General features: G+C 56.1%; 13 protein-coding genes. 7 read left to right on the top strand and 6 right to left on the bottom strand.

Annotation, left to right across the window (positions count from 1 at the left end):
- The first annotated feature begins 169 nt into the window (after positions 1-169).
- The 7 genes from AC6I7A_RS14250 (at position 170) to AC6I7A_RS14220 (ending at position 7,113) form a co-directional block, all read left to right on the top strand.
- Positions 170-1,186, top strand: a complete 1,017-nt coding sequence (locus tag AC6I7A_RS14250; protein WP_046102341.1) for a sulfate ABC transporter substrate-binding protein — start codon at positions 170-172, stop codon at positions 1,184-1,186.
- Positions 1,186-2,019: a sulfate/thiosulfate ABC transporter permease CysT gene (cysT, locus tag AC6I7A_RS14245; RefSeq protein ID WP_009088836.1), complete on the top strand. Its 834-nt coding sequence runs from the start codon at positions 1,186-1,188 to the stop codon at positions 2,017-2,019. Before AC6I7A_RS14250 ends, cysT begins: the two co-directional genes overlap by 1 nt.
- The gene (cysW, locus tag AC6I7A_RS14240; protein ID WP_046102340.1) at positions 2,019-2,894 is read left to right on the top strand and encodes a sulfate/thiosulfate ABC transporter permease CysW; all 876 of its coding nucleotides are present in this window, start codon (positions 2,019-2,021) and stop codon (positions 2,892-2,894) included. The genes cysT and cysW overlap by 1 nt, the downstream gene beginning before the upstream one ends.
- Positions 2,884-3,972: a sulfate/thiosulfate ABC transporter ATP-binding protein CysA gene (gene cysA, locus AC6I7A_RS14235; protein ID WP_046102339.1), complete on the top strand. Its 1,089-nt coding sequence runs from the start codon at positions 2,884-2,886 to the stop codon at positions 3,970-3,972. Before cysW ends, cysA begins: the two co-directional genes overlap by 11 nt.
- An 81-nt stretch (positions 3,973-4,053) precedes the next feature.
- Complete coding sequence (gene cysM, locus AC6I7A_RS14230; protein ID WP_009088839.1) at positions 4,054-4,938, top strand: cysteine synthase CysM; 885 nt, start codon at positions 4,054-4,056, stop codon at positions 4,936-4,938.
- 166 nt (positions 4,939-5,104) lie between these two features.
- Positions 5,105-5,785 (top strand): response regulator transcription factor, encoded by a 681-nt coding sequence (locus tag AC6I7A_RS14225; RefSeq protein ID WP_009088840.1) that lies wholly within the window; start codon positions 5,105-5,107, stop codon positions 5,783-5,785.
- Positions 5,782-7,113 (top strand): HAMP domain-containing sensor histidine kinase, encoded by a 1,332-nt coding sequence (locus AC6I7A_RS14220; protein ID WP_046102337.1) that lies wholly within the window; start codon positions 5,782-5,784, stop codon positions 7,111-7,113. Before AC6I7A_RS14225 ends, AC6I7A_RS14220 begins: the two co-directional genes overlap by 4 nt.
- Positions 7,114-7,175: 62 nt before the next feature.
- Here the strand turns inward: AC6I7A_RS14220 and crr are convergent, their stop codons facing one another.
- The 6 genes from crr to cysZ form a co-directional block, all read right to left on the bottom strand.
- The gene (gene crr / locus AC6I7A_RS14215) at positions 7,176-7,676 is read right to left on the bottom strand and encodes a PTS glucose transporter subunit IIA (RefSeq protein WP_009088842.1); all 501 of its coding nucleotides are present in this window, start codon (positions 7,674-7,676) and stop codon (positions 7,176-7,178) included.
- A 42-nt stretch (positions 7,677-7,718) separates the two neighbouring features.
- On the bottom strand, positions 7,719-9,446 hold the full coding sequence (ptsI, locus tag AC6I7A_RS14210) for a phosphoenolpyruvate-protein phosphotransferase PtsI (RefSeq protein WP_009088845.1): 1,728 nt from the start codon (positions 9,444-9,446) through the stop codon (positions 7,719-7,721).
- A 161-nt stretch (positions 9,447-9,607) separates the two neighbouring features.
- Positions 9,608-9,865, bottom strand: a complete 258-nt coding sequence (ptsH, locus tag AC6I7A_RS14205; RefSeq protein ID WP_003848868.1) for a phosphocarrier protein Hpr — start codon at positions 9,863-9,865, stop codon at positions 9,608-9,610.
- A 172-nt stretch (positions 9,866-10,037) separates the two neighbouring features.
- The gene (locus AC6I7A_RS14200; RefSeq protein ID WP_058957424.1) at positions 10,038-10,232 is read right to left on the bottom strand and encodes a hypothetical protein; all 195 of its coding nucleotides are present in this window, start codon (positions 10,230-10,232) and stop codon (positions 10,038-10,040) included.
- Between the two features lie 20 nt (positions 10,233-10,252).
- The gene (gene cysK, locus AC6I7A_RS14195) at positions 10,253-11,221 is read right to left on the bottom strand and encodes a cysteine synthase A (protein WP_009088849.1); all 969 of its coding nucleotides are present in this window, start codon (positions 11,219-11,221) and stop codon (positions 10,253-10,255) included.
- 141 nt (positions 11,222-11,362) lie between these two features.
- Positions 11,363-12,130 (bottom strand): sulfate transporter CysZ, encoded by a 768-nt coding sequence (gene cysZ, locus AC6I7A_RS14190; protein ID WP_046102335.1) that lies wholly within the window; start codon positions 12,128-12,130, stop codon positions 11,363-11,365.
- Between the last annotated feature and the right edge of the window lie 44 nt (positions 12,131-12,174).

Below are 12,174 nucleotides of genomic sequence, written 5' to 3'. Positions count from 1 at the left end.
CTCTCTGCGGCTTTTGCTGATTTCTGCATAAACTCTGCCGCTGTCTTATGCTTTTTTCGACTTTGAAATCATCAAACGATATATAAAACCGTTACTGGTTTTCCCTGAGTTATAAATAAACTGATGTTTCAGCGGGTGAGATCCGCATCAAATTTTTTCAGGGTGCCAAATGACATTACAAGCGATGAAAAAAGTCGTGAGCGGTATCGCGTTGTCGCTGAGCCTTGCTGGCGCAGCCAATGCCACTGAACTTCTTAACAGCTCTTACGATGTGTCCCGGGAGCTGTTTGTTGCCCTGAATGCCCCTTTTGTTAAACAGTGGGATGCCAGCCATCCTGCCGACCCGCTGACCATCAAAATGTCCCATGCCGGTTCATCTAAACAGGCGCTGGCTATCCTGCAGGGACTGCGCGCCGATGTTGTCACTTACAACCAGGTGACGGATGTGCAGGTCCTGCATGATAAAGGCAACCTGATTGCCGCAGACTGGAAAAGCCGTCTGCCGAATAACAGTTCACCGTTCTATTCCACCATGGCGTTTCTGGTGCGCAAGGGAAACCCAAAGCAGATTCATGACTGGTCAGATTTGACCCGTAACGATGTGAAGCTGATTTTCCCCAACCCGAAAACGTCCGGCAATGGTCGCTATACCTATCTGGCCGCCTGGGGTGCTGCTGATAAAGCGGACGGTAACGATCAGGCTAAAACCCGTGCCTTTATGACGCAGTTTCTGAAAAACGTTGAAGTTTTCGATACCGGGGGCCGTGGTGCGACCACGACCTTCGCTGAGCGTGGTCTGGGCGACGTACTGATTAGCTTTGAGTCGGAAGTAAACAATATCCGCAACCAGTACGGCAAAGATGAGTATGAGGTGATCGTGCCGAAAACCAACATTCTGGCGGAGTTCCCGGTGGCGTGGGTAGATAAAAACGTTGCCGGTAACCACACCGCGGATGCGGCCAGCGCCTATCTTCGCTACCTCTACACACCGGAAGCGCAGACGATTATTACGCACTACTACTATCGCGTGAACAATCCGCAGCTGATGGCAGAGCAGAAGGATCGCTTCCCGCAGACCAGCCTGTTCCGGGTTGAAGAGGCCTTTGGCGGCTGGGACAACGTGATGAAAACGCATTTCGCCAGCGGCGGTGAGCTGGATAAATTGTTAGCGGCGGGGCGTGGATAATGTTTGCAGCAAGTCATAAACGCGTGTTGCCCGGCTTTGGACTGAGCCTGGGCACCAGCCTGCTTTTTACCTGCCTGATTCTGCTGCTGCCCATCAGCGCCGTGATCATGCAGCTGTCACAGATGACCCTTCAGCAGTACTGGGATGTGGTGACCAACCCGCAGCTGGTTGCGGCCTACAAGGTTACGCTGCTCTCCGCCGGTGTCGCCTCGCTGTTTAATGCGGTGTTCGGCATGCTGATGGCATGGATCCTGACCCGCTACCGCTTCCCGGGCCGCACGCTGCTGGATGGCCTGATGGATCTGCCGTTTGCGCTGCCGACCGCCGTCGCGGGCCTGACACTGGCCGGACTCTTTTCAGTCAACGGCTGGTATGGACAGTGGTTTGCCCATTTCGATATCAAAATCTCCTACACCTGGATCGGCATCGCCATCGCCATGGCCTTCACCAGCATCCCGTTTGTGGTGCGCACGGTACAGCCGGTGCTGGAGGAGTTAGGCCCGGAGTATGAAGAAGCCGCTGAAACGCTGGGTGCCACACCGTGGCAGAGCTTCCGTCGGGTTGTGTTACCGGAAGTCGCCCCGGCGCTGCTGGCGGGCACGGCGCTCTCCTTTACCCGCAGCCTGGGGGAGTTTGGAGCAGTGATCTTTATTGCCGGTAACATCGCGTGGAAAACGGAAGTGACCTCGCTGATGATTTTTGTCCGGTTGCAGGAATTTGACTATCCGGCCGCCAGCGCCATCGCCTCGGTGATCCTGGCCGCCTCGCTTATCCTGTTATTTGCGATTAACACCTTACAGAGCCGCTTTGGCCGTCGACTGGGAGGTCACTAATGGCTGAGGTCTCACAACTGAATCATGCGGATCGCCAGCCGGTGAACTGGGGAAAATGGCTGCTGATTGGTATCGGCGCGCTGCTCTCGATTCTGCTGCTGCTGGTGCCGATGGTCTCCATCTTCTGGGAGGCACTGAATCAGGGACTGCTGGTCTCCCTGAGCAACCTGGCTGACCCCGATATGCTGCACGCCATCTGGCTGACGGTGATGGTGGCGCTGATCACCGTTCCGGTTAACCTGGTGTTCGGCACGCTGCTCGCCTGGCTGGTGACCCGCTTTACCTTTCCGGGGCGTCAGCTGCTGCTGACCCTGTTTGATATTCCGTTTGCCGTGTCGCCGGTGGTGGCCGGTCTGATGTATCTGCTGTTCTGGGGCGTCAACGGGCCAGCTGGCGGCTGGCTGGATGCGCATAACATCCAGGTTATGTTCGCCTGGCCGGGCATGGTGCTGGCGACCGTGTTTGTGACCTGTCCGTTTGTGGTGCGCGAACTGGTGCCGGTGATGCTGAGCCAGGGCAGTCACGAAGATGAAGCGGCGGTGCTGCTGGGCGCTTCAGGCTGGCAGATGTTCCGTCGGGTGACATTGCCGAACATTCGCTGGGCGCTGCTATATGGCATCGTGCTGACCAACGCCCGTGCGATTGGTGAGTTTGGTGCGGTCTCGGTGGTATCGGGGTCGATTCGCGGTGAGACCTATACGCTGCCGCTTCAGGTTGAATTATTGCATCAGGATTACAATACGGTCGGCGCCTTCACCGCTGCCGCGCTGCTGACCCTGATGGCCATTGTAACGTTGTTTCTGAAAAGTATTGTGCAGTGGCGTCTGGAACAACAGCACAAGCACCTGCAACAGGAGGGAAATCATGAGCATTGAGATTAACAAGATCAACAAATCCTTTGGTCGCACCTCGGTGCTGAACGATATCTCTCTGGATATTGCCTCGGGTGAAATGGTGGCGCTGCTTGGCCCATCCGGCTCCGGTAAAACCACGCTGCTGCGCATTATTGCCGGGCTGGAGCATCAGAACAGCGGCCAGATCCGTTTTCATGGCAACGATGTGAGCCGTCTGCATGCGCGCGACCGTCAGGTTGGATTTGTTTTCCAGCACTATGCGCTGTTCCGCCATATGACGGTGTTCGACAACATCGCCTTTGGCCTGACGGTGCTGCCGCGTCGGGAACGTCCTTCTGCGGCCGAGATCAAACAGCGTGTTACCCGTCTGCTGGAGATGGTGCAGCTGGCCCATCTGGCGAACCGCTTCCCGTCTCAGCTTTCGGGCGGACAGAAACAGCGCGTGGCGCTGGCGCGTGCGTTAGCGGTAGAACCGCAAATCCTGCTGCTGGATGAACCATTTGGCGCGCTCGATGCGCAGGTGCGTAAAGAGCTGCGTCGCTGGCTGCGTCAGCTGCATGAAGAGCTGAAATTTACCAGCGTGTTTGTGACCCACGACCAGGAAGAGGCGATGGAAGTGGCAGACCGCGTGGTGGTGATGAGCCAGGGTAATATCGAGCAGGTCGGCACGCCAGATGACGTGTGGCGCGATCCGGCAACCCGCTTTGTGCTGGAGTTCCTGGGTGAAGTGAATCGCTTTGATGGTGAGATCCACGGGTCGCAGTTCCATGTCGGTGCGCATCACTGGCCGCTGGGGTATACCTCAGCACATCAGGGCCCGGTTGAGCTGTTCCTGCGTCCGTGGGAAATCGACGTGTCCCGCCACAGCAGCCTGGAAACCCCGCTGCCGGTGCAGGTGCTGGAAGTGAGTCCGCGTGGACACTTCTGGCAGCTGGTGGTGCAGCCCGCTGGCTGGCAGAGCGAGCCGTTTTCGCTGGTATTTGAAGGTGAACAGACCGCCCCGATTCGTGGCGAACGCCTGTTTGTTGGCCTGCAGCAGGCGCGTCTCTATAAGGGGGATACCCCGCTGCGCGCTGTTGCCTTTGCCCAGAGCGCCTGATATTTTCTGATCAACACCGGGCGGGAGTGTGACTCCCGCCTTTTTTTTGCCTTCTGTTTGCATTAAGCCAGGAACCTTACCGTGACGACTCTCGAAAATACCATCGGCAATACCCCGCTGGTCAGGTTACAGCGCCTGACGCCCGCTAACGGCAGTGAGGTCTGGCTTAAGCTGGAAGGCAACAATCCGGCGGGTTCGGTCAAGGATCGTGCGGCCTGGTCGATGATCAATCAGGCGGAGCTGCGCGGAGATATCACGCCCGGCGATCAGCTGATCGAAGCCACCAGTGGCAACACCGGCATTGCGCTGGCGATGATCGCCGCGATGAAAGGCTATCGTATGCGCCTGCTGATGCCGGACAACATGAGTCAGGAGCGGCAGGATGCGATGCGTGCCTATGGCGCAGAGCTGATACTGGTGCCGCGCGAGCAGGGAATGGAAGGGGCGCGCGATCTGGCGCAGGCGATGGCGGCACGCGGCGAGGGCCGGGTGCTGGATCAGTTCAACAATCCCGATAACCCGCTGGGCCACTATCAGACCACCGGCCCGGAGCTGTGGCAGCAGTCGAATCAGCGTATGACCCATTTTGTCTCCAGTATGGGCACCACCGGCACGATCACCGGCGTGGGACGCTACCTGAAAGAGCACAACACCGGCGTGCAGGTCATTGGCTTACAGCCCAGCGAGGGCAGCAGCATTCCGGGCATCCGTCGCTGGCCGCTGGCCTATCTGCCGGGGATCTACCGTCCCAATCTGGTGGATGACGTCATCGATATGACGCAGAAGGAAGCGGAGGAGACCATGCGGGCGCTGGCACGCCGTGAGGGCATCTTCTGTGGCGTCAGTTCAGGCGGCGCGGTGGCGGGTGCACTGCGCATCGCCGAGGCAAATCCGGGAAGCGTGGTGGTGGCGATCGCCTGCGATCGCGGCGATCGTTATCTCTCGACCGGTCTCTATCACGCGTAACCGCTGTAGATGCGAAACCTGGCCTGTGAAGCGTCTGCTGCCCACAGGCCTTTTTTTTGCCCGGTTTACTGTGCCAGCGAGTGTGAATCTGTAAGGATCACGTAAATCAGGCTGCGCCGATCGGCCGCACAGGTGAAAATAGCGCCCGTTCTCCGGAGAAATGACCATGAAAATTCTGCTTGTAGATGATGATGTAGAGCTGGGCACGATGTTAAGCCAGTACCTGATTGCGGAAGGCTTCGATGCTCAGCTGGTGCTGACCGGCAGCGCCGGGATTCAGGGCGCGCTCTCCGGCCAGTTCACCGCGATGATCCTGGACATCATGCTGCCCGACATGAGTGGCATTGACGTTCTGCGCCAGGTGCGTCAGAACAGCCGCATACCGGTGATTATGCTGACCGCCAAAGGCGATAACATTGACCGCGTAATCGGTCTGGAGATGGGGGCCGATGACTACATGCCCAAGCCCTGCTATCCGCGCGAGCTGGTGGCGCGTCTGCGGGCGGTGCTGCGGCGTTTCGAAGAGCAGGCTCCGCAGCCGGATAGCCAGGAGCCGCTGCGCTGGGGGGCGCTGACCCTCAATCCCGCCACCCGTATCAGTGAATGGCAGGAGAAAGCCTTCGATCTCACCGCCTCGGAATTTAATCTGCTGGAACTGCTGATGCGCGCCCCGGACAGGGTGGTATCAAAAGATGAGCTGTCGGAGAAGGGACTTGGTCGCCCGCGCGAGGCGTATGATCGCAGCGTCGATGTGCATATCAGCAACATCCGTCAGAAGCTCAGTGCCTTAACCGCTGACAGCATCACGATCGAAACCGTTCGCAGTATCGGTTATCGCATTCGATGAGGCACTACCGTGGACGCCTGTTCTGGAAGATCTTTATCGGCTTCTGGATCGTCTTTGTCATCATCAGTCAGCTTATCTGGCTCGGCTTTTCGCTCTCCGGTAGACGACACGAGCCGCCTGAACTGGTGGCGGTCCGTCGCGTGGCCGATCTGCAACTCACCTCGGCGGCGACGGTGCTGGCGCAGAACGGGCCTGAGGCGCTGAACGCGATGCTGTCGGGCTGGGACGAACGTGACCGGCAGTTTTTCCACATCCTGCCACAGGCGCAACCGTCGCCTGCACAGGCTAACCCGGATGGGGAGGCGCATCGGCCCGCCGAAAGTAAACGCTGGGTGCGCGGCGCCGATGGAAAAGGGTATCAGCTGCGCTATGACATCGATGGCATGCGAAAAGAGAGCATGATGAACAGCATGCCGCGCAAATTCCTCAATATCCCTGAACCGATGTTTGTTTTCGCCGGTTCGGTAGGATTACTCTTCAGCCTGCTGCTTGCCTGGAATCTGACGCGACCCATGCGTCAGCTGCGCGAAGGGTTCTCCCGGGTCGCAGAGGGCGATTTAAGCGTGCGGCTTTTTCCGGTGATGCGTAAACGGCATGATGAGATTTCTGATGTCGCCCGGGCCTTCGATACCATGGCTGAGCGGCTGGAGACCCTGGTCCGCGCGCGCGAAGAGCTGCTGCACGATATCTCACACGAGCTGCGTTCACCGCTGGCGCGCCTGCAGCTGGCGACCGGGCTGGCCAGGCAGACGCCAGAAAATGTGCACAGTTCGCTCGATCGTATCGACGAAGAGGCGCGCCGGCTGGATAAGATGATCGGTGAACTGCTGACGCTGTCGCGGGCTGAGCATGAAAGTATTCCGGATGAGCAGTACTTTGACCTCACCGGCCTGCTGGAGGCGGTGATCACCGATGTCCGCTATGAAGCGCAGCTCCCCGGCGTGCAGGTGGCGTTTCAGGTGGACGATCGGGCCGATTACACCGTGCGTGGCAATGCCGAACTGATACGGCGCGCCACCGAGAATGTGTTACGCAACGCGCTGCGCTTTTCCCTGCCAGGCCAGCGGATCGAGGTTGAACTGCGCACCGCGCAGCAGTGGCTGGAAATTCAGGTGCGCGATCAGGGGCCGGGTGTCGATGAAGAGAAACTCTCCAGCATCTTTGACCCGTTTGTGCGGGTCAACTCACCGCTGATGGGAAAGGGCTATGGCCTCGGGCTGGCGATCGTCCGCAAAGTGGTGCTGGCGCATCAGGGTGAAGTCGAGGCACGGAACCGGCCGGAAGGAGGGCTGGAACTGACGCTGCGGCTGCCGCACTGGCCCTCCTGAAAAGCGCAGAGAGCAGAAACGAAAACGGCACCCGAAGGTGCCGTCAGAGCAGGAACAAAGCCTTATTTTCTGATGCGAATCACCGGCGTTTCGCCGACGGTGACCTGGCCAGAGAGCTTAATCAGTTCCTTGATTTCATCCATGTTGGAGATAACAACCGGAGTCAGGGTTGATTTCGCTTTCTCTTCCAGCAATGGCAGATCGAACTCGATAACGACGTCGCCTTTTTTGACCTTCTGGCCTTCTTCAGCGATGCGTTTGAAGCCTTCACCTTTCAGTTCAACCGTATCGATACCGAAATGCACGAACAGCTCAATGCCGTTGTCCGATTCGATTGAAAAAGCATGGTTGGTTTCAAAAATCTTACCGATAGTGCCATCCACCGGCGCAACCATTTTGTTGCCAGTCGGTTTGATCGCGATACCGTCGCCCACGATTTTTTCTGCAAACACCACATCTGGTACGTCTTCAATATTCACAATTTCGCCTGACAGAGGCGCTACGATATCGATTGTCCCAGCGCTATCCGTTTTTTCGCCAAAAAGTTTAGAAAACAAACCCATGATCTTCTCCTAAGCAGTAATTTGGGGCCAGCATCATGCAGATTAGCAGAGCGTTTTTTCTTTAATGAACTTGTTCACCAGGTTCATTAAATCTTCCGCTGTCGGTTGAGCCAGTGCCTGCTCTGCCAATGCCTTCGCATCTTCAAAATTAGTATTACGAATGATTTTCTTGATGCCAGGGATAGAAATGGCACTCATGCTGAACTCGTCCAGCCCCATTCCCAGTAACAGTAGTGTAGCACGTTCATCACCTGCCAGCTCACCACACATGCCGGTCCATTTACCTTCAGCGTGAGATGCATCAATGACTTGCTTAATTAAGTTAAGCACAGACGGCGTCATTGGATTGTACAGGTGCGAAATCAAATCGTTACCACGATCGACCGCCAGAGTATACTGCGTCAGGTCGTTTGTCCCAATACTGAAGAAGTCGACTTCTTTCGCCAGATGACGTGCAATCACCGCTGACGCCGGGGTTTCCACCATAATACCGACTTCGATGGACTCGTCGAACGCTTTGCCTTCTTCACGCAGCTGCGCTTTCAGCAGTTCCAGTTCCGCTTTCAGCGAACGCACTTCTTCAACGGAAATGATCATCGGGAACATAATGCGCAGTTTGCCGAAGGAGGAGGCGCGCAGGATAGCACGCAGCTGCGCATGCAGAATCTCTTTGCGGTCCATGGCGATACGGATAGCGCGCCAGCCGAGGAAAGGGTTTTCCTCTTTCGGCAGGTTCATGTAAGGCAGATCTTTGTCACCGCCGATATCCATGGTACGGACGATAACGGCCTGTGAACCCATGGCTTCAGCGACGGCTTTATACGCCTGGAACTGCTCTTCTTCGGTCGGCAGCGCATCACGGTCCATGAACAGGAACTCGGTGCGGTAAAGTCCCACGCCTTCTGCGCCGTTGCGCTCTGCGCCGGCGACGTCGCGCACGGTGCCGATGTTGGCGCAGACTTCAACCTGATGACCATCCAGCGTGACCGCAGGCAGGTCTTTCAGCTTGGCTAATTCGTGTTTTTCCGACAGATACTGGTTCTGTACGGCTTTCAGCTCTTCCTGAACGGCGTCAGAAGGATTGACGTGAATCGCGTTGTTCACACCATCCAGAATCAGGAAGTCGCCGTTTTTAACCGTGACGGTGACATTGCCGGTGCCGACAATGGCTGGGATCTCCAGCGAGCGCGCCATGATTGAGGTATGTGAGGTACGGCCACCCAGATCGGTAATAAAGCCCAGCACTTTTTTCAGGTTCAGCTGTGCGGTTTCTGACGGCGTTAAATCTTTTGCTACCAGAATGGATTCATCCGGAATGGCGCTCAGGTCAACGATATGCAGACCGAGGATGTTTTGCAGCAGACGCTTACCGATGTCGCGCACGTCAGCCGCACGCTCTTTCAGATACTCATCGTCTAACTCTTCCAGCGCTTTCGCCTGACCATCGATAACCGAGTCGACAGCAGCATCGGCAGAGGCGTGATCTTTTTTGATCAGGTCGATGATTTCCTGCTCCAGCTCTTCATCTTCCAGCAACATAATGTGGCCTTCGAAGATCGCAGCTTTCTCTTCACCGAGGGTTTCACCCGCTTTGACGCGAATCGCTTCCAGTTGCTGTGCCGCTTTACCGCGACCATCGAGGAAGCGCTGAACTTCCTGCTCAACCTGGTCATCAGAAATTTTTTTACGGTTGATGACGATCTCGTCTTCTTTCAGCAGCAGTGCTTTGCCGAAAGCGATACCTGGTGATGCTAAAATGCCTGAAATCATAACGCTACCTTTTAATCACGATGGCTGATGGGACTCTTTGCGGTGCCATTGTCGCGGGACACGTACTCTACGAAAGCAATAACGCGGACAGATTGTCCGCGATCAAGATGTTTGCACTCAATGGCGCAGAGGAGTCGATTGGCTGGAGAGCTGAGCGGAGATTACTCCAGTTCAGCCATCAGTTTGACCAGATGCTCAACTGCTTTCTGTTCGTCTTCGCCTTCTGCTGACAGGGTCACAACGGTTCCCTGCGTTAAACCCAGTGTCTGCAGCTTGAACAGGCTCTTGGCGCTGGCAGATTTACCGTTAGAGGTCACAGTGATTTCTGACTGGAAAGCTTTGGCTTCTTTAACGAATTGCGCTGCTGGGCGAGTATGCAGACCGTTTGGTGCAGTAATGGTAACTTCTTGCTGGAACATTCTATTTCCCCAACGTTATCAGAATGAGTGTTATGGATCTAAAGTCTAGCCTGGAGCCTTCACTTTAGCCTGTGTCGGTGCGCGGGTATAGCTTCATGCTGACCCAGGACGCGCATGCGTCAAATCGACATTCCGTTGCGTCGTAAAACCGATTCTACACGTCACCGGTTAATTATGCCGTGATACGCCGTTTCACTGAATCCGTAAATCGATTCAGCTTGATCCACTTCAAACGCGGATTAATTTCAGGCATCGAAATAATTGGCAGTCTAAATACCAGAGCGGCGTCACTGAAATCAATCTGCCGGGTGGTGAAAGTGAGATCTGCGCCACAAAAAAGCACCCGGTCGGGTGCTTTTTGCGGCATTTTCAGACTTTCTGCCCCGACTACTGCAGCTCTTTTTCTGTAAAGAGATCGGCGAACAAAGCGGTACTCAGATAGCGTTCACCTGAGGAGGGGAGAATCACCACGATATTCTTGTTGGCGAAGGTTTCCTCTTCCTGCAACTTCAGTGCGGCGGCGACTGCAGCACCGGAGGAGATACCGGCCAGAATGCCTTCCTGCTCCATCAGCAGACGCGCAGTGCTGATCGCTTCCTCATTCGTGATAGCCACAACCCGATCAACCAGATTCAGCTCAAGGTTACCCGGAATAAAGCCTGCGCCGATCCCCTGGATTTTGTGAGGGCCAGGTTTGATCTCCGCTCCTGCCAGGGCCTGAGCAATGACCGGCGAATCGGTTGGCTCCACCGCGACGGTGATCAGATCTTTTTTACCTTTGGTGTTCTTGATGTAGCGGCTCACGCCGGTCAGCGTACCGCCGGTGCCGACACCAGCAATAAAGACATCCACTTCGCCGTCGGTATCTTCCCAGATTTCCGGGCCGGTGGTCTTTTCATGGATCTCCGGGTTAGCCGGGTTGCTGAACTGCTGCAGCAGGACATATTTATCCGGGTCGCTTGCAACAATCTCTTCAGCTTTGCCGATAGCCCCTTTCATGCCTTTGGCACCTTCAGTCAGGACCAGATTCGCGCCCAGTGCTTTCAGCAGTTTACGACGCTCAACGGACATCGTCTCAGGCATGGTCAGGGTCAGTTTATAACCGCGCGCGGCGGCCACATAGGCGAGGGCAATCCCGGTATTGCCGCTGGTCGGTTCAACCAGTTCAATACCCGGTTTCAGAATACCGCGTTTCTCTGCGTCCCAAATCATATTGGCACCGATACGGCATTTTACGCTGAAGCTCGGGTTACGGGATTCAACTTTCGCAAGGATGCGGCCGTTACCGATGCGGTTCAGTCGAACCAATGGCGTATGACCAATTGTCAAAGAGTTGTCTTCGTAGATCTTACTCATAGCCTGTCCTTAACTGTATGAATTATTGGGAACCCTATGAGCATACCTGTTCTGCCTGGGGGCGGAAGGAAAGAAATCGCATATCTATATGTCACCCGGCAATAAGCCTTGTTAAAAAGAGCATAAGGCGCGCTGATATATTCAGCGCACTTCCTGCCGCGCCAGTTGCTGCCGGTAGCGATCGACCCACATCGCTGTGGCCCCGCAGACGGCCACCGGCATGATGACCAGGTTCAGCACCGGGATCATGGTAAACAGACTGGTAAGCGCACCAAACTGCATATTGGCGGTTTTATGCCGACGCAGGGCGTTACGCATCTGCTGAAAAGGCACTTTGTGATTATCGAAGGGGTAGTCGCAATACTGGATCGCGAGCATCCAGGCGCTGAACAGGAACCACAGCACGGGCGCAACCGTCTGGCCGAAACCCGGGATAAAGTAGAGCAGCAGCAGTCCCACCGCACGTGGCAGGTAGTAGCCCAGCTTTTGCAGCTCGCGCTTCATGATGCGCGGCACATCTTTGATCAGACCCGCCCAGCCGCTGTCAGGCAGCGGTTTACCGGTCAGGCGTCCCTCAAGCTGCTCGGCCAGCAGGCCGCAAAACGGTGCGGCGATAAGGTTAGCGAGGGTGGAAAAGAAGTAGCTGAAGACCAGCACAATCGCAATCACCGACAGTGGCCATAACAGATAGCTGAGCCACTGCAGCCAGTCCGGAATCGAGGCCATCAGCCGCGGGATCCAGTCACCCAGACGATAGAAAAGCCAGATGAATGCGCCACCCAGCATCAGAATGTTGATCAGCAGCGGCATGACCACAAAGCGACGAATGCCAGGCAGACGCATCAGTTTCCAGCCCTGGCTGAAGTAGTGTATGCCGTTAAAATCTGAGACGGACTTCTCAAGGGCCATATAGGCAATTCTCCTGAAGGTAATAGGGCGGGCCCACTATAACC

The sequence above is a fragment of the Type-F symbiont of Plautia stali genome (assembly GCF_059731105.1).
This window is presented reverse-complemented; position numbering and strand designations above follow the sequence as displayed.